General features: G+C 69.7%; 14 protein-coding genes and 2 pseudogenes. 9 read left to right on the forward strand and 7 right to left on the reverse strand.

Annotated features, from left to right (window positions below; translation table 11 throughout):
* A partial coding sequence (locus tag ABZ842_RS33565; RefSeq protein ID WP_361545644.1) for an SDR family NAD(P)-dependent oxidoreductase occupies positions 1-564 on the reverse strand: 564 nt, incomplete at its 3' end.
* A 58-nt stretch (positions 565-622) separates the two neighbouring features.
* Complete coding sequence (locus ABZ842_RS33570) at positions 623-1,813, reverse strand: lipid-transfer protein (protein ID WP_361545647.1); 1,191 nt, start codon at positions 1,811-1,813, stop codon at positions 623-625.
* 175 nt (positions 1,814-1,988) lie between these two features.
* Here ABZ842_RS33570 and ABZ842_RS33575 point away from each other — a divergent pair, with 175 nt between their 5' ends.
* Genes ABZ842_RS33575 through ABZ842_RS33590 form a run of 4 tightly spaced genes read left to right on the forward strand, consistent with a single transcriptional unit; the run spans position 1,989 to position 7,440 of the window.
* Positions 1,989-2,909, forward strand: a complete 921-nt coding sequence (locus tag ABZ842_RS33575; protein ID WP_361545650.1) for an acyl-CoA thioesterase domain-containing protein — start codon at positions 1,989-1,991, stop codon at positions 2,907-2,909.
* 52 nt (positions 2,910-2,961) lie between these two features.
* Complete coding sequence (locus tag ABZ842_RS33580; protein WP_361545654.1) at positions 2,962-4,833, forward strand: alkyl sulfatase dimerization domain-containing protein; 1,872 nt, start codon at positions 2,962-2,964, stop codon at positions 4,831-4,833.
* A gap of 35 nt (positions 4,834-4,868) precedes the next feature.
* Entirely contained in the window at positions 4,869-6,329 is a 1,461-nt protein-coding gene (locus tag ABZ842_RS33585; RefSeq protein WP_361545657.1) for an aldehyde dehydrogenase, read from the forward strand.
* A gap of 34 nt (positions 6,330-6,363) precedes the next feature.
* The gene (locus ABZ842_RS33590; RefSeq protein ID WP_361545660.1) at positions 6,364-7,440 is read left to right on the forward strand and encodes a zinc-binding dehydrogenase; all 1,077 of its coding nucleotides are present in this window, start codon (positions 6,364-6,366) and stop codon (positions 7,438-7,440) included.
* Positions 7,441-7,488: 48 nt separating this feature from the next.
* Here ABZ842_RS33590 and ABZ842_RS33595 read toward each other — a convergent pair whose 3' ends face one another.
* Together ABZ842_RS33595 and ABZ842_RS33600 are read right to left on the reverse strand one after the other, a co-directional pair.
* Complete coding sequence (locus tag ABZ842_RS33595) at positions 7,489-8,976, reverse strand: sulfatase-like hydrolase/transferase (RefSeq protein WP_361545663.1); 1,488 nt, start codon at positions 8,974-8,976, stop codon at positions 7,489-7,491.
* A 135-nt stretch (positions 8,977-9,111) separates the two neighbouring features.
* Positions 9,112-10,476 carry a flavin monoamine oxidase family protein gene (locus ABZ842_RS33600; RefSeq protein ID WP_361545665.1) on the reverse strand — a complete coding sequence of 455 codons (1,365 nt, stop codon included), beginning with the start codon at positions 10,474-10,476 and terminating at the stop codon, positions 9,112-9,114.
* A 239-nt stretch (positions 10,477-10,715) separates the two neighbouring features.
* Here ABZ842_RS33600 and ABZ842_RS33605 point away from each other — a divergent pair, with 239 nt between their 5' ends.
* Positions 10,716-11,345 (forward strand): TetR/AcrR family transcriptional regulator, encoded by a 630-nt coding sequence (locus tag ABZ842_RS33605; protein WP_361545668.1) that lies wholly within the window; start codon positions 10,716-10,718, stop codon positions 11,343-11,345.
* 71 nt (positions 11,346-11,416) lie between these two features.
* On the opposite strand, the gene ABZ842_RS33610 is transcribed toward ABZ842_RS33605, so the two are convergent.
* The gene (locus ABZ842_RS33610) at positions 11,417-12,355 is read right to left on the reverse strand and encodes a LysR family transcriptional regulator (RefSeq protein ID WP_361545671.1); all 939 of its coding nucleotides are present in this window, start codon (positions 12,353-12,355) and stop codon (positions 11,417-11,419) included.
* Positions 12,356-12,471: 116 nt separating this feature from the next.
* On the opposite strand from ABZ842_RS33610, the gene ABZ842_RS33615 reads away from it, so the two are divergent.
* Positions 12,472-13,830: an MFS transporter gene (locus ABZ842_RS33615; RefSeq protein ID WP_361545674.1), complete on the forward strand. Its 1,359-nt coding sequence runs from the start codon at positions 12,472-12,474 to the stop codon at positions 13,828-13,830.
* Between the two features lie 103 nt (positions 13,831-13,933).
* On the opposite strand, the pseudogene ABZ842_RS33620 reads toward ABZ842_RS33615, so the two are convergent.
* A pseudogene (locus tag ABZ842_RS33620) lies at positions 13,934-14,089 on the reverse strand (IS5/IS1182 family transposase); the annotation flags it as partial.
* 360 nt (positions 14,090-14,449) lie between these two features.
* Here ABZ842_RS33620 and ABZ842_RS33625 point away from each other — a divergent pair.
* The 3 genes and pseudogenes from ABZ842_RS33625 to ABZ842_RS33635 all read left to right on the forward strand — a co-directional run.
* The gene (locus tag ABZ842_RS33625) at positions 14,450-16,960 is read left to right on the forward strand and encodes a SpaA isopeptide-forming pilin-related protein (protein ID WP_361545677.1); all 2,511 of its coding nucleotides are present in this window, start codon (positions 14,450-14,452) and stop codon (positions 16,958-16,960) included.
* A 614-nt stretch (positions 16,961-17,574) separates the two neighbouring features.
* Complete coding sequence (locus tag ABZ842_RS33630; RefSeq protein ID WP_361545680.1) at positions 17,575-17,910, forward strand: hypothetical protein; 336 nt, start codon at positions 17,575-17,577, stop codon at positions 17,908-17,910.
* A 62-nt stretch (positions 17,911-17,972) separates the two neighbouring features.
* Positions 17,973-18,255: pseudogene (locus tag ABZ842_RS33635) on the forward strand (GNAT family N-acetyltransferase); the annotation flags it as partial.
* Between the two features lie 801 nt (positions 18,256-19,056).
* Here ABZ842_RS33635 and ABZ842_RS33640 read toward each other — a convergent pair.
* Positions 19,057-19,188 carry a hypothetical protein gene (locus ABZ842_RS33640; RefSeq protein ID WP_361545683.1) on the reverse strand — a complete coding sequence of 44 codons (132 nt, stop codon included), beginning with the start codon at positions 19,186-19,188 and terminating at the stop codon, positions 19,057-19,059.
* Between the last annotated feature and the right edge of the window lie 47 nt (positions 19,189-19,235).

Raw genomic sequence — 19,235 nt, forward strand, 5'->3', positions numbered from 1 at the left:
GGCGATGGCGTTGGCGCGTACCCCGTACCGGCCCAGCTCCCGGGCGGCGTTGACGACCTGGATCGCGACACCCGCCTTGACGGCCGAGTAGTTCCACTGGCCGATGTTGCCGTGCAGTCCGGAGCCGGAGGAGGTCTGGACGATCGCCCGGTCGGCGGTGTGACCGGCCTTGGAGCGCTCGCGCCAGTACCGGGCCGCTGCCTGGGCGACGGAGAAGGCACCCTTCAGATGTACGGCGACGACGAGGTCGAACTGCTCCTCGGTCATGTTGACCAGCATCGCGTCGCGGATCACACCGGCGTTGTTCACGACGACGTGCAGGTCGCCGAAGGACTCCACGGCCGCGTCGACCAGCGTCCGGCCGACGGCCAGGTCGGCGACGCTGCCCTCGACGGCCACCGCCTCGCCGCCGGCCGCCGTGATCTCCTCGACCACGCTCTTGGCGTTGGCGAGGTCGTTGACGACGACCTTGGCGCCCTCGGCGGCGAACAGCAACGCGTGCTCACGACCTAGTCCGGCGCCGGCGCCGGTGATCACCGCTACACGGCCATCCAGTTGTCCCATGGGGTTGCTCGCTCTCCAGCTCGGATCGGGGGTGTACTGACGTGGGGTGGGGAAGGTGTTAGGAGACCTTCTCGTAGAGGGTGACGACACCGACGCCGCCGAGCCCCAGGTTGTGCTGGAGGGCCAGGGTGGCGCCCTCGACCTGGCGGGCGTCCGCCCGGCCGCGCAGTTGCCACACGAGTTCGGTGCACTGGGCGAGGCCGGTGGCACCGAGAGGGTGGCCCTTGGACATCAGTCCGCCGGAGGGCCCGACGACGACCTGTCCGCCGTAGGTGTTGCGGCCGTCCCTGACGAACTTCTCGGCGCCGCCCTCCTCGCACAGGCCCAGCGCCTCGTAGGTGAGGGCCTCGTTGACCGTGAAGCAGTCGTGCAACTCGACGACCTCGATGTCCTTCGGGTCGACACCCGCGGTCTCGTAGACCTGCTGCGAGGCACGGCGGGTCATGCCGGCGCCCACCAGCTCGATCATGCTCTTCGGTTCGAACGAGGCGTCGGTGTCCGAGACGAACGCCTGGGCCTTGATCGCCACTTCGGGGCTCAAGCCGTGCCTGCGGGCGAACTCCTCGGAGCACAGGATCGCCGCACCGGCGCCACAGGTCGGCGGGCACGCCTGCAGGCGTGTGACCGGGCCGTAGATGTGCGGGGAGTCCAGCACCTCCTGCTCGGTGATCGGGGTGCGGAAGACCGAGTACGGGTTGTGCGCCGCGTGGGTGCGGGACTTGACCGCGATCTTGGCGAAGAAGCTCGGGTCGGCGCCGTACTTCTCGACGTACTCCATGCCGGCGCCGCCGAAGAGCTGGGCCGCCCGCGGCAGGGATTCGTCGATGCCGTGGAGTTCGTCCAGGACGGCGTCGAAACGGGCGGTGGGGCTCGGGCGGTCCCCGATCCAGTGCTTGACCAGGGCGCCCGGCCGCATCTGTTCGAAGCCGACCGCGATCGCGCACTCGACGATGCCCGCCTCGACGGCCTGTTTGGCCAGCCACAGCGCCGTGGAGCCCGTGGCGCAGTTGTTGTTGACGTTGACGACCGGGATGCCCGTGATGCCCACGCTGTAGAGCGCCGCCTGGCCGCTCGTGGAGTCGCCGTAGACGTAACCGGCGTAAGCCTGCTGGACGAGGCCGTAGTCGATTCCCGCGTCGTCGACGGCGGCGCGGATCGCCCGCTCGCCCATGACGTTGTACGTGTCGCTCTTGCCGGGCTTGGCGAACGGGATCATCCCGACGCCGGCCACGAGGACTCGCCGACCCATCGTCGACCTCCTGGAATTTTTCGAGAATGGATTTTCAGTTTGTTAACGATGTCCGCTGAGTGTCAAGGGGTTGATAAATCGAATCTTCGAGATGCACTATTGGGCACCGGATTGAGTTCCGACCTCCTGGCCCCGTCGGGGCCAGGAGCTTGTCGCCTCCGGAAGGAGCGGTTCGGTGAGCAGGGAGGAAGCGGACGTGGGACTGCGTGTACGGCTCGCCGCCCCGGTGCCCGGGGCACTTTCTCCGGTTGATGCGGATCTGGGGACGCTCCTGCACGTGGAGCGGGCCGCGTCCGACATCCACCGCGGGCACTGCCACGAGGGCGCGCCCCGACGTGCCTACGGCGGGCAGGTCGCGGCCCAGGCGCTCATCGCCGCGGGGCGCACGGTGCCGGCGGACCGGACTGTGCACTCGCTCCACGGCAACTTCCTCCGTGCCGGCGACGCCGGACTCCCCGTCGACTACCGCGTGGAACGGCTGCGCGACGGTCGCTCGTACCACTCGCGGCGGGTCACGGCGGTGCAGCACGGCGAGATCGTCTTCACCGGGTCCGCCTCGTTCAAACGCGCCGAGGCGGGCCCGGAACGACGGCGGTCGATGCCGGAGACGGCCGGCCCCGATGCCGCCCGCGACCTCAGCCTGAGCTGGGCGGATGCAGATCCGCAACACCACGAGAAGTCGGTCTTCCACCGGGTCCTCGACCTCCGGCTCGCCGAGGCCCCGGCGCCGCGGCCCGTCGACGGCGAGACGGAGCAACGGCTGTGGATCCGCTCGGCCGCCCCCCTGCCCGATGACCCGCTCCTGCACGCGGGCGTGCTGGCGTACGCCTCCGACCTGTGGCTGGCCCCGACCGCCGCACTCGCGGTTGAGCCGCCGCGCATGCTCCGCGGGTCCGAGTCCGCGCTCTTCCTCACCTCCCTGGACCACGCGATCTGGTACCACCGCCCGTTCCGGGCCGACGCGTGGATGCTCTTCGCCCAGCGCAGCCCCTGGGCCGGGGACGGCCGAGGGCTGGTGCTCGCCGACGTGTGGAGTGAGGAGGGCCACCTGCTGGCCAGCGTCGTCCAGGAGACCGTCTTGCGGCACCTGCGATGACGGGGTCGACGCACACTCCACCCGTACCAGCCGCGAACCCGAACGAGGAGCCATGACCACCGCACCCGACTACGTTCCCGACTCCGAAGACCGCTCGGACTTCGCCGCCGCATCCCGAGGACTGCTCGCCGCGTTGGACCCCTGCGTCATCCGTGACGTCGCGGGGCGCGTGGTCTGGGACAACGAACGGTGGGGATTCCTCACCGGCCGGTGCCCCGAGACGGTGCACCCTGGACTGTGGCGACAGGGGCAGCTCAACACCGCGCAGGGCCTGTTCGAGGTCGTTCCCGGCGTGTATCGGATCCGCGGCTTGGACGTGTCGAACATGACCCTCGTGGAGGGCGGGTCCGGTGTCGTGGTGGTCGACCCGCTCGTCTCCCGGGAGTCCGCTGCCGCCGGGCTCGACCTCTACCGGAGCGTTCGGGGCGACCGTCCTGTGAAGGCCGTGATCTACACGCACAGCCACGGTGACCACTTCGGCGGCGTGCTCGGCGTCACCACGCCGGAAGCCGTGGCGGCCGGTGATTGCGTGATCGTCGCTCCTGAGGGTTTTATGCACCACGCGGTCAGCGAGAACGTCGTCGCGGGGCCGGCGATGACCCGCCGCGCGGTCTACATGTACGGAAGGTCGCTACCGCTCGGCCCCGAGGGACAGGTCGGGTTCGGACTGGGGCAGGCCCTGTCCACGGGCACCATCGGCTTGATCCCACCGACCGTGGACGTGACCGCCACCGGTCAGGAACTGACGCTCGACGGCGTGTGCTTCGTCTTCCAACTGACACCCGACACCGAGGCGCCGGCGGAGCTGAACTTCCACCTCCCCGAGTCCAAGGTGCTGCTGGTCGCCGAGAACGTCAGTCACACCCTGCACAACCTGCTCACCCTGCGCGGCGCCCAGGTACGGGACGCCCATGCCTGGGCCTCGTACATCACCGAGTCCATCCAGCTCTTCGCCGACGCGGAGGTGCTCATAGGCTCGCACCACTGGCCGACCTGGGGCCGCGACGAGGTGTTGCGGATGCTCACGGAGCACCGTGACGCCTACGCCTATCTGCACGACCAGACCGTGCGGCTGATGAACAGCGGCCTGACCGGTCCGGAGATCGCCGAGGAGATCCAGTGCTTCCCCGGTGACCTGGGCCGGGTCTGGAGCACCCGCGGCTACTACGGCTCGATCAGTCACAACGTCAAGGCCGTCTATCAGCGCTACATGGGCTGGTACGACGGCAACCCCGCCCACCTGTGGCCGCACCCGCCGGTCGAGCAGGCCAAGCGGTACGTGGCGGCCATCGGCGGCGCGGACGCCACCGTCGCCCACGCGCGGCAGGCCGTCGACGCGGGAGACCTGCGTTGGGCAGCGGAACTCCTCAACCACGTGCTGTTCGCCGAACCGCACCATGCCACAGCGCGCGAACTGCAGGCCGAGGCGTACACCCGCCTCGGGCTCGCCCAGGAGAACGGCACCTGGCGAAACATCTTTCTCACCGGTGCCCAGGAACTGCGCGGGGCGGAACAGGAGCGGCGCCGGGCGGGCGCCGGCCACCACGCCAGCCTTGACATGTTGGCCGCCCTCTCCACGGGACAGGTGTTCCAGACCTTCGCCGTCCGGCTCAACGGCCCCCGCGCCGCGGCCCACCGGTTCCTGATGCGCTGGGAGTTCGCAGACGTCGATGAGGTGTGGACGCTGCTCGTCGGCAATGGCGTCCTCACTCCCATGCGGGGTGACGCTCCGCGGGCCGAGGCACCGGACATGACGCTCCGGTTGAACCGGTCCGACCTCGACCGGATCCTCGCCGGCCAACTGAGCTTCCAGGACGCCGTCACCTCCGGTGAAGCGGTCCTGGCCGGCGACGCCTCAGTGCTCGCCACCTTCCAAGGGCTGCTGGAGCGTCCCGAGCGGGACTTCCCGATCGTACTGCCGTAGATCCGCACGTCATCGCAGTGAGGCGAGGAACAAACATGACCGAGATTGTGGCCCACGAGAAGCTCTTCATCGGCGGGCGGTGGGTGAAGCCCGCCGGTGCCGGGACCATCGAGGTGGTGTCACCGCACACCGAGCAGGTCGTCGGCCGTGTGCCGCACGCCGCCCCGGCCGACGTCGACATGGCGGTGGCCGCTGCTCGCGAGGCGTTCGACCACGGCCCCTGGCCGCGCATGACGCTCGCCGCACGCGCCGAGGTCGTCACCCGGATCAAGGACGCCCTGCTCGCCCGCCATCAGGAACTGGCCGAGCTGATCACCCTGCAGAACGGTTCCCCGGTCAGCTTCTCGGTGCGAGGTCAGGCGCTGTCGGCGGTCGCCATCTTCGGGGCCGCCCTCGCCGCAGCCGCCGAGCTGACCCTGGAGGAGGAGCGCCAGGGGCTCGCCGGACCGGTGCTCGTGCGACGGGAGCCGGTGGGCGTCGTCGCCGCCGTCGTCCCCTGGAACGCGCCGCAGTTCACCATTGCCGCCAAGCTCGCCCCAGCGCTCCTCGCGGGGTGCACGGTGGTGCTCAAGCCTTCTCCCGAGACGCCGCTGGACGCGTACTTCCTGGCGGAGGTCTGCGAGCAGGCCGGTGTGCCGGACGGTGTGCTGAGCGTGCTGCCGGCGGACCGCGACACCAGCGCCCACCTCGTGTCCCACCCCGGCATCGACAAGATCGCGTTCACCGGCTCCGTTGAGGCGGGTAAGAAGATCATGGCCGCGGCGGCGGAGAACCTCACCCGGGTCTCGCTGGAACTCGGCGGCAAGTCCGCCGCGATCGTCCTGGACGACGCCGATCTCGACGCAGCCGTGAAAGGCATCGTCGGCGGTACGTGTGCAGCCAACAGCGGCCAGGCGTGCGTCGCCCTGACCCGGGTACTGGTCCCGGCGTCCCGCTACGACGAGGTGGCCGCCGCGCTCACCGCCGCATTCGGCGCGCTGAAGGTGGGAGATCCGTCCGACCCGGCCACCACGGTCGGCCCGATGGTCACCAAGAGGCAACAGCAGCGGAACCTGGACTACATCCGCATCGGCCGCGAGGAGGGCGCCAAGCTCCTCACCGGGGGCGGCGTACCGGCGGACCGAAGCACCGGCTGGTACGTCGAGCCGACCCTGTTCGGCGAGGTCACCAACGACATGCGGATAGCCCGCGAGGAGATCTTCGGGCCCGTCGTGTGCCTGATCCGCTACGCCTCGGAAGAGGAAGCGGTACGGATCGCCAACGACTCCGACTACGGCCTCTCCGGCGCGGTGTTCACCACCGACGTCGAGCGCGGCATCAGCATCGCCCGCCGGATCCGCACCGGCACCTTCACGGTCAACGGCGTACGCCTGGAGGTGACCGCCCCGTTCGGCGGCTTCAAGAACTCGGGCATCGGACGGGAGTTCGGCAAGGAGGGCCTGGCCGGCTACTACGAGTACCAGACCGTCAACCTGCCCGCCCCCACCCAGAGCTGACCCCCGAACCGGCACCCGAGGCAGGGAGAACACAGTGCGCGCAGCAGTGCTCAACACGATCGGCGACACCGCGCTCGAAGTGAAGGAACTGACCCTGGCACCACCGGGCCCCGGCCGGGTCCGCGTCAAGCTGCACAAGGCCGGCCTGTGCCACTCCGACCTCTCCGCGATGAGCGGCGTGCTCACCCACCCGGCCCCGTTCGTCCCCGGCCACGAAGGTGCCGGCGAGGTCGTCGAGGTCGGGGAGGGCGTCACCGGCGTCAAGGTGTCCGACCGCGTGATCGTCTGCTGGATGCCGCCGTGCGACCAGTGCCGCTCCTGCAAGGCCGGCGACGGGCACCTGTGCCGCAGCGGGTTCGCCTCGCTGTCCAAGCCCGGATTCGTCGACGGCGGGACCCCGCTGCCCGGAATGATGGGCACGGGCACCTTTGCCGAGGAGGTGGTGATCGAATCGACCGCCGCCATCCCGATCCCCGACGACCTGCCCTATGACATCGCCGCGCTGATCGGCTGCGGCGTCGCCACCGGGGTCGGCGCCGCACTGAACACCGCGAAGGTCAGACCGGGCTCCTCCGTCGTCGTCATCGGCCTGGGCGGCGTCGGCATGAGCATCGTGCAGGGTGCCCGGGTCGCCGGCGCGGCCGAGATCGTCGCCGTGGACCCCACCGCCAACCGCCGGGACCTGGCGCTCGACTTCGGCGCCACCGCCGCCGTCGCGCCGCAGGAACTGGAGGAGGCCAAGAAGCGGGCGACCGGTGGCTTCGGCTTCGACTACGCCTTCGAGGCAGTCGGAAGACCGGGCACCCTGCGGGCCGCCTACGACGCGACCCGGCTCGGCGGCTCCGTCGTCCTGGTCGGCGCCGGCTCACGCGCCGACACGACCGACATCAGCATGGGCGAGCTGTTCCTCAACGAGAAGAAGATCCTCCCCTCGTTCTACGGCGGTGACGACGTCCGCCGCACCTTCGCGACCATCATCGACCTGTGGCGAGCCGGCCGGCTCGACCTGGACTCGATGATCACCCACCGCGTGCAGCTGACGGACGTCAACGAAGCGATCCGACAGATGCGCACGGGAGAGGCGCTGCGCACCGTTGTCGACCTCGTCTGATCCGTCCGGACCGGTGCACGGCACCCCGTGCACCGGTCCGCGCGCTGCCTACTCGCTGAACGTCGGCTCGACCGAGGCGATGGGTCCCCACTCCGGTCCGTACAGATCCCGGTAGTGCTGCGGGCGGAGCACCGAGCCCTTCGCCCGACCCCCGTTCCACAAGTCGTAGCGGGGGTCGGCATGGCGGGCGAAGAATTCGGTCAGCCGCCGGTCCAGCCCCGCGACCACGTCCGCGTATGCGGGGGAGGCCGCGACGTCCATGCGCTGGCCCGGGTCCTCCTCCAGGTCGAAGAGGACCGGCGGACCGAAGCCCGGTAGTCGCTTCCAGTACGAGTACCGGTCCGTACGGATCCCCCGGGTCTCCTCCTGCTCGAAGAACACGGCGTCCGGGACGTCGTCGACCGGCCCCCCGGCGAGGACCGGGGCGAGGCTTCGCCCGGGGGAACCGGCGAACTCGGCGTCCTCGAAGCTCAGGTACTCCATCAGGGTCGGCGCCAGGTCGCACTGGCCGACCAGCAGGTCGCTCGTGCGCCCGGCCGGCACGTGTCCTGGGCGCCGGACGATCAGGGGGATGTGCAGACCGGCGTCGTAGAGGTGTGAGGGGTGGGTGTTGATCGTGTGGCCCCACAGTCCGTGCTGGCCGTAGAGGTTGGCCTGGTCCGCCGTGAAGACGACCAGGGTGTTGTCGGAGAGGCCGCGTTCGTCGAGGAGGGCGAGCAGGCGGCCGACGGACTCGTCGACCAGGGAGACCTGGGCGCAGACGTTTGCCATGGTGGCGGGATCGTTGTGCATCAGGACCAGGGCACGCGACATCGCTCGGCCCTTCTCGGGCAGTTCGGGGTCGGTGATGCGTTCCAGCAGGTTGGGATGGATCGCCTCGCGCGGGAAGCTGGGGAAGTCGCGTCCCGCGTACCTCTCGTAGAACCGGTTGCGGGGGTCGGGCCCGTAGTTGGTCGGTGGTAGCAGATACGGGGCGTCGTAGTTGACGTTGAGGAAGAAGGGACGGGAGGCGTCCACCTCGGTCAGGTAGTCCACGGCCTTGTCGGTGAAGAAGTCGACGATGTGCCTACCGGTGACGGCGTACTCGCCGCTTTCGTCGATCACCCGGTTGTCGTAGAAGTCGTGGGTGTGGCCGAGGGCGAAGGCGAGCCAGCGCTCGAAGCCGGGCATCGGCGCGTCGGGCCTGCCCATGTGGTACTTGCCGATGAGGGCGGTTTGGTAGCCGCGGTGCGCGAGGGTGGCCGGCAGGGTGCGGAACTCGCGGACCGCGCACCAGCCCGCCGGCCAGTCCGCCATGGAGTCGTCGTTGAGCCAGCTGTGCACGCCGTGTTGGGACGGCATGAGCCCGGTGAAGAGGCTCGCCCGGCCCGGGGAGCACATGCCGTTGGTGGAGAACGCGCGGGTGAAGCGGGTGCCTTCGGCGGCCATCCGGTCGATGTGCGGGGTCTCCACATCGGTGTTGCCGTGGCAGCCGAGCAGGGTGGCGGGCTGGTTGTCCGCGGTGATGAAGAGGATGTTCGGTGGAGTGCTGATCACGGACTGCTTCCTCGTTTGACGGGACGGAAGGACGGAGGGGGAGCTCCGGGCGGCCCGGCGGCGGGCTGCCCGAGTCGGCTCCCGGCGCCGGACGCCGAGCCGTGATGCGGGCTCAGCGCCGGGAAGGGCCGCCGGTCAGTGCTTCACGGTGGACGCGAGCGCGGCGTGGACCTCCTGGGCGGCCCGACGTCCGGAGCGCACGGCCCCGTCCATGTAGCCGTTCCACACGGACGCGGTCTCGGCACCGGCCCAGTGGACGACACCGACCGGCTCGCGGAGTTTGGGGCCGTACGCGGTCCAGACCCCGGTGCCCAGCCGGCCGCCGTAGCAGCCCCGGCTGTACTCCTCCGAGCTCCAGTCCAACTCCAGGTACTGGAGCGGCTCCGCCGCGCGGGGCCCGAAGTACTCCGTCAGGCACTCCAGCGCCAGCGCCCGCCGGGCGTCGGCCGACAGGGCGGCTGCCGACCGGGCCTGCGCGCCTTCGAAGAATCCGACGAGCACTCCGTGCGGCGAGTCCTCCGGGGTGTTGTCGAGGGTGACCGAGAGGGGCCGTCCGGGGGCGGCGACCTGGCCGCTGAGCCCCGACGTACGCCAGAACGGGCTCTCGTAGAGCACGTTGATCTTGATGACCGACCCCATCGGGACTTGCTGGGTGAGCTGGTCGCGGGCGCCGGGAAGAGCGGGGGAGTAGCGCAGCCGTCCTGCGAGCGCGGGCGGCAGGGCGACCACGGCCCGGTCGGCGGCGAGCACCCCGCCGTAGTGGTGGACCACGACACCGTCGGGGCCGTGCTCGACGGCGCGCACCGCTGACGAGAGGCGTACGGCATCACCGAGCGACGCGGCCATTGCCTCCGCGATCCGATGGGAACCGCCCGCCACCCGGCGGTCCTGGGCCCCGTTCTCGACGCCGAGCAGCATCTCCAGCATGCCTCCGGAGGCGAGGTAGAAGAGGAAGTGCAGCAGGGACAACTCATGCGACTCCGCCGCGAACAGCCCCGCGACCAGGAAGTCCCAGAAGGCCAGCGTCTCGTCGTCCCGGGTGGCGTCCGTCAGCCAGGTGCGCAAGGTGACGGCATCCCACTCCCGCGCCCCGGGCGACTCCCAGGGCCGTTCCAGATCCACCGCAGCGGCCATCGACTCCAGTTCGGCCTTCATCCGGACGAACTCGGCTGCGGCGGTGCGAGACAGCCGTGGCTCGCCGGGACGGTACCGCCGGACCGTACCGCCCCGGACGATGAGGTTGTCCCCCGTCACGTACTGGGAATACGTCCTCAGGCCGTACGTCTCGCAGAGCGCGAGCACCTCGTCCTGCGTCGGGCCGAGCCACTGGCCGCCCATCTCGACGGTGTGCCCGTCCTCCATGACCCGACCGGTCGTCCTGCCGCCCACCCGTTCCCTGGCCTCCAGCACCACTACGCGGTGGCCCCGGGCCACCAGGTCCACCGCGGTGGTCAGACCCGCGAGACCTGCGCCCACCACGGCAACATCACAGCGTTCCATCAGCGCACTCCTCGTGCTCCCGTGAAGGCTTCGGCCAGCGATGCCGGTAGTCCTCAACGGGAAGTCGACAGCGTCGGTTCGCCCGTCCGCGCGGCGATCGCCTGGACCGGCGGGACCACGGGGCCGCCTGGTCGCAAGAGTCGGTCGGACGTCCGACTTTTTTCGAGAGTGGCACGGGAGCGACACGCGCCACAAGGTCCGCGTCCGGATAATCTGCTGTCCCGAACGGAGGAGCAGACGTGGCTACGACCTATGTGAAGGCGGATGAGCGCCGTCGGCTGCTGGTGGCGGCTGCCCGGCGAGTCCTGGGGCGACAGGGAGTTGCGGGAGCCACCCTGCGCGCTGTGGCCGCGGAGGCGGGGGTCGCACTCGGGACGGTCCACTACGCCTTCCCCAGCAAGGAGGAGTTGCTGAAGGCGGTGCTCCAGGACGTGGTCGAGGACGCGTCGGGCATCATGCGCGAGGCGTCCGAGACCGTCGAGGGCCTCGAACCCGCCATGCTCGAAGCCGCCCGCTCCGTCTGGTCCCGACTGGTCGACGCGGACCCGCGGGAACAATTGATGCAGTACGAACTGTCGATCTGGGCCCTGCGAACGGCAGGTATGGCCGACCTCGCGCGCTGGCAGTACGACCGCTACATCGACCTCATCACCGGACACTGGCAACAGGTGGCGGCCCGCGCCGGCGTCACGCTCTCCGTCCCCGCCGAGGAACTGGCCCGCCTGCAACTCGCCGGTGCCGACGGGCTGCTCCTGCAGTACCTGGCCTCTCGGGACGCCGAGCAGACCCTGAAGGACCTCCAGACCCTCATTCGGCTACTGGTCGGATACGCAGCCCCGGTGCCCGCAGGGGACCCCGCGGGCCCGTAGGACCGGCAACTGCTGCTGACGGCTGCGGGCGAGGTCACGCCCGGGGCTCCGCCGTCGGCCCCGCCCCGGACTCAGAGCCCGGGGAAGGCTCCGCGGGTCGAGGGCGGCGGTCCGTCCTCGACGGGCGGTTCGGCGAAGGCCTCCGCGGCCAGTTCGACGAAGGCGTCAGCGGCCGGCGAGAGGGGGCTGTTCCGGTACAGCAGGTAGCAGGCCCGCGGGAACGAGAAGTCCATGCGGCGGACCACCGCTCCCAGCCGTTCGGCCTGTCGGGCCTGGGGCTCGGGCAGGACGGTGCTCCCGACTCCGGCGAGCACCAGGGGAGTGATCCCGTCACGGTGGGCCGTCTCCACCACGATGGTGAGCGGCGGCAGTTCGCGAGCGGCGAGTTCGGCGGCTGCCCAGGCACGTAGCGCCGACTCGCGCGCCAGCCCCAACACCAAAGGGCGGCCGACCAGGTCCGGCAAGACGACCCCGCCGGCCGGCAAGTCCGTCGTGCCCGGGGGGAAGACGGCGAACTGCTCGGCCATGCGCAGCCGCACGGACCGGTAGCGGGGGAAAGGAGCGGCATGGCCGTGCACCAACAACTCGGCCTCGCCCCGACGCAGACTGTCCAGCCCCTCCAGGTCGGCCTCCGCCTCGTGGATCCGCAGCCGCACTCCGGGGTAGCGCTCGTGGAACCTGCTGATCAGCGGCACCACCGGATGCACACCGAGCAGGGGCCCGACGGCCAGGTCAAGGACGCCCGAGGCCAGCCGCTCGCCCTGCTCGACGGCGGCCCGTGCGCCTTCGAACGCACGCAGCGCCTGCCGGGCCGGTCCGATGAGCGCCCGCCCGGCGGGCGTGAGGACGAGGGAGCGCCCCCGCTCCAGCAACGGGACGCGCAGCTCCCGCTCCAACTCCTTGATGGCCTGGGACACCGACGGCTGGCTCAAGTGCATCCGCCGAGCTGCTTCGGACATGCTTCCGGCCTCGACGACCGCGACGAAGTACGCAAGATGACGTCGTTCCACAAGCAATGCCTATCACGGGTATAGAAATCCCCAGAGTTCACTTATGGGTGATCCTCGCCATAGCGTGCGCCAAAGGCCGTCCCCGGGCCTGCTCCGCTCCCGTTCAGGAGATCCACATGGCCATTCATCAGGGTGAACAACCGGCGACTGCCTCCGAGGCAGGGGCAGTGGACGCACCTGCCCTGCGACGAACGGCCGCCTGGGGTGTCGTCGCCGTCCTCGTGGGCCTGATGTTCGTCAACTACGCCGACAAGGTCGTCGTGGGCCTCGCCGGCGTCGACATGAAGAAGGACCTCGGCCTGGGATCCGACGAGTTCGGCATCATCCAGAGCAGCTTCTTCTGGCTGTTCGCAGTAGGTTGCATACTCGGCGGCTGGCTGGCCGGCAAGGTCAAGGTGCGCTGGCTCTTGGTCGGCATGACAGTGCTCTGGGCAGCGAGCCTGGCGCCGATCGCCGCGCAGGCGGGCTTCACCACGATCGTGATCTGCAGGATCGTCCTGGGTTTCGCCGAAGGCCCCACGATGGCGCTGGCCATGCAGGTCGCGCACTCGTGGTTCCCCGCGCACAAACGCGCGGTGCCCAGCTCCGTCGTCATCGCCGGTGCGGGAGTCGGCCCCGTCGTCGCCAGCCCTCTGCTGACCTGGGTCATCACCGACTACTCCTGGCGCGCCGCCTTCGGTGTGCTGGCCGTCGTAGGTCTCGTCTTCACCGTCCTCTGCCTGTTGGTCGGCCGTGAAGGCCCGGAGGCGACCTCCGACGGACCGGGCCACGGCGAGCCCGCCGTCACCGAGCTACCCGAACGGGTGCCGCTCGGGCGGTTGTTCCGGACCGGAACCCTCGTAGGCATGCTGATGCTCTTCTTCGTCGCCTACGCCTGCACCTCGGTCAAGGTGAGTTGGCTGCCCCTCTACCTCCGCGAAGGGCTCGGCTACAGCGCGGAGGCGACCGGGAAGCTGGTGGCGCTTCCGTTCCTCGGCTCGGCGCTCGCGGTGATCGGCGCCGGTCTGTTGTCCCGCGCCCTGACGAAGCGCGGCATCGGCAACCACATCACCCGCGGCATCCTGCCCGGCGCGTTTGTCCTCGCCTCGGCGGTGGCCACGCTGACCTTCCCCCTACTGGAAGCCGGGGTCGTACAGATGGCGCTGATCGTCGCCAGTTCCTGCCTGAACTCCGCGGGCTACGGCGTCGCCTTCGCCGGTCTGGCCGACGTGGCACCGGCAAAACAGCGGGGTGTGGTTTTCGGGATCGTCACCGCCGTCTACAGTCTGGGCGCCGTCATCGCTCCTGTTGTGATCGGCAAGCTGGTCGCGTCGGGCGACTCGGCCGCCGCGGGGTACGGTGCAGGCTTCACCGTCCTGGGCGTGACGATGGCGGTCGGCGCGATTGCCGCCCTGTTCCTCGTCAACCCCTCAAAGGACGCGGCGAAGTTGGCCGCACAGTGCGGGGACCCTGCCCGGGTGAACGTGAACGGGTGACGCATGCCTCGACCGAGGGGACGTGGCGGGCTCGATATCAAGAGCGGTCTGACATCAGGTACACGCCAGCCTTCATGGCAGAGAAGGGATGGGCGCGGCATTCTGCCGCGGCAACCAGCACCGCGAGCAGCGAGCCGAGCGGGTCCGTGACGAGCCTACGGCCCGCGATCTTCCTGCCTGCGTTCGTTCCGCGATTCGCAGCGGGCGTGCTGGCGGAGGTCTTGAGGCTTTGGGCGCTGCCTACGCGAGCTGAGGGCTCGCGTACCAGCCGCCTTTGTCGGCGTACGGGTTGAGGGGTGGTGCCCAGCCGCCTTCCCATGGTGGGAACGCCGCTCACCGCCGCGTCAGATGGGACACGCTTCGGCATTTTGTCGACGGTGATCCAACCGGGTCTGCTGTACGGGGCGAGTGGGTGACTTTGCCTGTGGAACCGGCCACCAGGCAGCCTCAGCCACGGCGGTGCGTGTAGGTACAGGCCATGCAAAGCACGAGCGGCCCTGGTGCCGCGTTCGAAGAAGGGGCGGTCGTACGTGGCCGTCCAATCGGTCGTCGACTTAGACGGGCAGGCAGAGGCAGGGGCGGTGGTTGGCGCGCCGGGCTGGTCGCGGTGTGTGCGGCGGTGCTGCCGCTCGCGGGGCTGAGCGCCCCTGACGGGGCCGCGGCGGCCGAGGCGAGGGCGGCGACGGGGACGCTCTCCCTGTGCTCGGACCGGAGCGTGGACGGCGGGCCGTTCACCACCGGTGACATCAGCACCGAACAACCGCTGCCGCCGGGGCACGTCACGTACATGGCGATCTACGACGCCGGGGTCTCCCCGGGCGAGTTCGTGGGCGAGACGTACAACGGCATGCCGGGTGTGCCGAGCATGCAGCAGGTGGCGGCGAACCTGGACACCCCGGACGGGCTGCTCGACCCGAGCAGCCCGAACCTGTTCGGCGGGCAGCTGTACGAGGTCGACGGCGGCTCGTGTACGGACGTGCAGGTTGACACCACGCACACGTACTACGTGCTGGAGTACCAGAAGGACTACGACGCCAACGGGAACCTGCTCGGCTTTCGGGACCTGACGCAGTTCGGGGTCGGCCCTGACTGGGCGCTGGGGTACTGGATCGGCGGTGGTTTCCCGGCCGGGTCGCACTTCAACGACTCCGGGCTGTACGTCACGCCCTCCGGTGACCGGGCCTTCTTCTCCGGCGGCACCGGGGGCTACCTCGGCAACGGGAAGATCTTCCCGATCACCGTCGACGCCGGCGGCACCACCACGGTGACCACGATCACCAAGCACTTCTCCATGACCGCGGTCAAGGAGTACGCTCCCGGCTCGTCGGGGTCGGTCTCCGGGCGCACGATCCTGTTCACCAACAAGAACCTCGGTGGCGCGATCGGCGGGGTGAGCGGGGTGTGCTGCACCGCGATCTACGCGTCCGAGACCGGCACGGACGGGTCGGCGTACAACACCGACCCCTTGGCCGGCTGGCAGTTGACGGCGTGGGAGTACATCACCCCCGCGGAGTGGGCGGCCGGCTTCCGGCTGGATTCCACCTCGCAATTGGGCGTCACGCAGCCGGTGGTCTACATCCCGGTCACCCAGACGCTCAAGGACAACCTGCTGGCCTGGCCCTACCTCCAGGACTTCGACCGGAACCTGATCTCCGCGATCGAGGTCGGCGGCTTCTTCGCCGGTGGCGGCGCGATCCTGAACGACTCCAACGGCGGCGCCTACCGCGCGGCCACGGTGACCTTCACCAACATCAACCACGTCACCCCGCCGGTCACCGGTGACGTCACCGTCGTCAAGGAGGACGCCGACACCAGCGCCACCCTGGCCGGCGCGACCTTCCAGCTGTGGCAGGAGAGCAACGGCGTCACCGGGCTGCAGACCGGCGGCAACGACCCGGACACCCAGATCGGCGTGCCCTGCGTCACCGGAGCCAACGGCACCTGCACCGCGCACGTCCCGATCGGTACGTACTACTGGCAGGAGACCGAGGCTCCCCCGGGCTACCAGCTCCCCGCGAACCCGGTGTCCACCCTCGTCCTCACCGCCGAGAACGCCGCTCAGGGCGTGACCGTCACCGCGGAGGACACCAAGATCCCGCCGACGCCGGTCACCGGCGACGTCACGGTCGTCAAGGTCGACGACCAGACCGGCGCCAAGCTCCCCGGCGCCCTCTTCCAACTCTGGGAGGAGACCAACGGCATCCCCGGCCTCCAGACCACCGGAGGCAACCCCGACACCCGGGTCGGCACGCCCTGTCTGACCGACACCCAGGGCAACTGCACCCGCACGGTCGAGACCGGTACGTACTACTGGCGCGAAGTCATCGCACCACCCGGCTACGACCTGCCGGCGAACCCGGTCTTCGGGCCGCTCGTGCTCACCGATGCCAACGCCTCCCAGGGCGTCACGGTCACCGCGCGCGACACGGCCACCCCGCCGACCCCGGTCACCGGCGACGTCACCGTCGTCAAGAAGGACGCCGACACCGGAGCGACCCTGGCCGGCGCCGTCTTCGAACTGTGGCAGGAGACCAACGGCGTCCTCGGCCTCCAGACCTCGGGTGCCAACCCCGACACCCAGATCAACGGCTCCTGCACCACGGGCGCCAACGGCGTCTGCTCCCGCACGGTCGAGACGGGCACCTACTACTGGCGCGAGACCGCCGCACCGCCCGGCTACGACCTGCCCGCCGACCCCGTATTCGGACCGCTGCCGCTCACCCAGCTCAACGCCGAGCAGGGCGTCACAGTCACCGCCCGCGACACCAAGACCCCGCCGAAGGGGAGCATCGAGGTCCTCAAGACCGACAAGAAGAACGGCAAGCCCCTGGCGGGCGCGGTCTTCGAACTGTGGCAGGAGACCAACGGCGTGCCCGGCCTCCAGACCACCGGACCCGACCCGGACACCCAGGTCGGGACCGGCTGCTCGACCGACGCCCAGGGCGTGTGCACCTTCAGCGACCTGCCGGTCGGGCAGTACTACCTGAGGGAGACCGACGTACCCGAGGGCTACGTCCTGCCTGACAACCCGGTCACCGGCCCCTACACCATCACCGCGGAGAACGCCGACGAGACCATCGTCGTCAAGATCGCCAACAAGCGCGGCGAAGGCGGAAAGGGCAAGAAGTAACACCCGCTACAGCCGTTTTGCGCAGAACCGCACGACAGGAGCGGGCGTCCCACCGGACGCCCGCTCCTTCGTGTGGGCGGACGGGCGGAGGTCGTTTGGGGACGCACCTGACGACCTCACGCACGAGCCATCCCCGCATCCGGCCTGCAACTCCACCACGTCTACATGGCCTCGTTCAAGCAGCCGCGAGACCAGATCCGGCGGAATGCAGCCGGGTCGCGTCCGGACTGGGTTGACGGGGACCAGTTGGGGGCCACACGGCATGCACGATGGCGCACGACAGGCCGTCATGTGCACGATGTGCGTCCGGATTAAGCGCCCGCTATGTCAAGAAAATACCCCCAACCCATACTCCTGGGGGTCAAGGGGTCGCAGGTTCACATCCTGTCGTTCCGACCAGCGCTTTCGCGGGTCGCAGGCGGTATCGGAGAAATCCGGTGCCGCCTTTCCGTCCTTCCTGGGGGGTGCTGTCCGCCGCACTCAGCCGGATACGCTTCCTGGGAGGAAGGCGTGGAGGCCGGCGTCAGACCCTTCGCCAAGGAGGACGAGGCGTCGGCCTCTACTCCGGTCAGCATCGCGCCGGCACGGTAGGCCTCAATTCGGGAGATTTGGATTTGGCAAGGCTGAGGAGAATTTCCGAACGAGAAGTCAGTCTGAGCGATATCAGATGGCTCGCTCTGATCGATGTCGATCGTGCGGCGCTGGAGGAGCGCTGGGGCGGTCCGGAGACCGTCCGGGACGACTTCGCGGAGTGGATCTGCTTCGCCTTCTGCTCGGCGGAGGGGGAGACGTTCTTCCTCCAGCGGGAAGTGCATCAGCCTCCCGTGGCTGGATTCATCCTGAGTGTGACCAGGGAGCGTTTCTCCCCGGAGGTCGCCGACCGAGTTGTTCAGGCCCTGGACATTCCTGATGTGCGGATCGTTCGCATCAACGGCGAAGCCACCCCGTAGGGCAACTGGTGCGCCCGGTGCGGATCGCCGAGCGGTTCGCACCATCTGGGTAGATTCGGGCGATGCCCGAGTTGCAGCGGCTGCATGCCGGTCATGCCCCGGCGGCCCTGGCCTTCGAGCCGGTCGACATCGAAGACCACGCTGCGGAGCTCCGGCTACCGGGTCACGCGGCACGTCGTCGGCCGAGGCCTGGCAACCGCAACCGTCCGGGAGCCGTGTCAATGGGCCGCGGCCTAGTATCGGTTGCGCACACCGTGAGTGGCCACCGTCCGTCAGAATGTCGCGTCCCAAAAGGCGCTGACCAAAGCCGGGTTCGTCCCCGTCGGCCCCGCCGACCCTGGTGAAGACCGGGTGCCGGCTCCGACCGGCGGGGCCATTGATGGCCCTCGGCATCGACCTGATGGCGCGGCTCAGCGTCTTCCGTACGATGCCAGCCTTCATGAAGGGCGGACAGCGTTCAACCGGATCCGCCCCATCACCGCGGCGGGCTACGTCTGGGCTGCGCGCCCGACGGCCATCGGGTATGCCGCTTCGCCGAGGTTGCCGTTCCGGTCGTAGAACTTGGCGTACAGGGTGGAGCGCTGGTTGTTGATCCAGGAGCCGGCCCTGGTCCAGGGGATGCAAGTGCGGTAGTTGCAGGTGTACAGGCGCAGTTCGTCATCGGCCAGCCGGCGGCCGTGCCGAGCCCCGCGTTCGGGGCGGTGAGGTCGCGGGCGTTCCGCTCGCGGGGGAGCGTGAGCAGGAGCTCACCGCCGTCCTCCAGGGGGATCTTGTTGGCGCCGACCTGCGTTCCGGGCATCTTCGCCAAGTAGCCGTCGACCCGGGCCTGGAGGTTCTTTGCCGCGGTGCGGTTGAGTCCCGTGCTTCTGGCCTGGGCCGTGAAGTCGGTGCGGGCGTCCCGCGCCGCGTCGGCCGCTCCGGCGGGGGCGGGGGTGGCCACGAGGGCCAGGAGGGCCATCACGAAGGAGTGGCCCCGGCGCTGGCCGACGATGAGCGTGGAAGCGGCATGGCTGGGCGCGGCGGGGGGAAGCACCCCGGCGGCCACCGCGAACGTCGGACGAAGGTGCTGTGCCTGCGGGTTCTGCGATCGCGTTCCTTCGTGGGGACGCCCCGGCCCTCCCGCACGGGAGGGCCGGGGCGGTTGGGTCAGATGCGGTAGCCGAGGCTGCGCAGCTGGTGACGGATCGCCTCGTCGTCGACCGTGACGGTGCCGTTGGTCGCGGCGCCCGAGTCGGCCGTAGCGAGGGCGACTTGCTCCTCACGAAGGTTCTCGTTCATGGGTACTCCTCTCCTGATTTCGGTGTTCATTCTTGCCCGGTGGGACA

The organism is Streptomyces sp. NPDC047315 (assembly GCF_040643215.1).
GTDB lineage: Bacteria > Actinomycetota > Actinomycetes > Streptomycetales > Streptomycetaceae > Streptomyces.

Excerpts from the sequence above, each read along its gene's own strand:
- ABZ842_RS33570 (WP_361545647.1), bottom strand. The coding sequence starts at position 1,813 with ATGGGTCGGCGAGTCCTCGTGGCCGGCGTCGGGATGATCCCGTTCGCC.
- ABZ842_RS33580 (WP_361545654.1), top strand. The coding sequence starts at position 2,962 with ATGACCACCGCACCCGACTACGTTCCCGACTCCGAAGACCGCTCGGAC.
- ABZ842_RS33585 (WP_361545657.1), top strand. The coding sequence starts at position 4,869 with ATGACCGAGATTGTGGCCCACGAGAAGCTCTTCATCGGCGGGCGGTGG.
- ABZ842_RS33600 (WP_361545665.1), bottom strand. The coding sequence starts at position 10,476 with ATGGAACGCTGTGATGTTGCCGTGGTGGGCGCAGGTCTCGCGGGTCTG.
- ABZ842_RS33615 (WP_361545674.1), top strand. The coding sequence starts at position 12,472 with ATGGCCATTCATCAGGGTGAACAACCGGCGACTGCCTCCGAGGCAGGG.
- ABZ842_RS33640 (WP_361545683.1), bottom strand. The coding sequence starts at position 19,188 with ATGAACGAGAACCTTCGTGAGGAGCAAGTCGCCCTCGCTACGGCCGAC.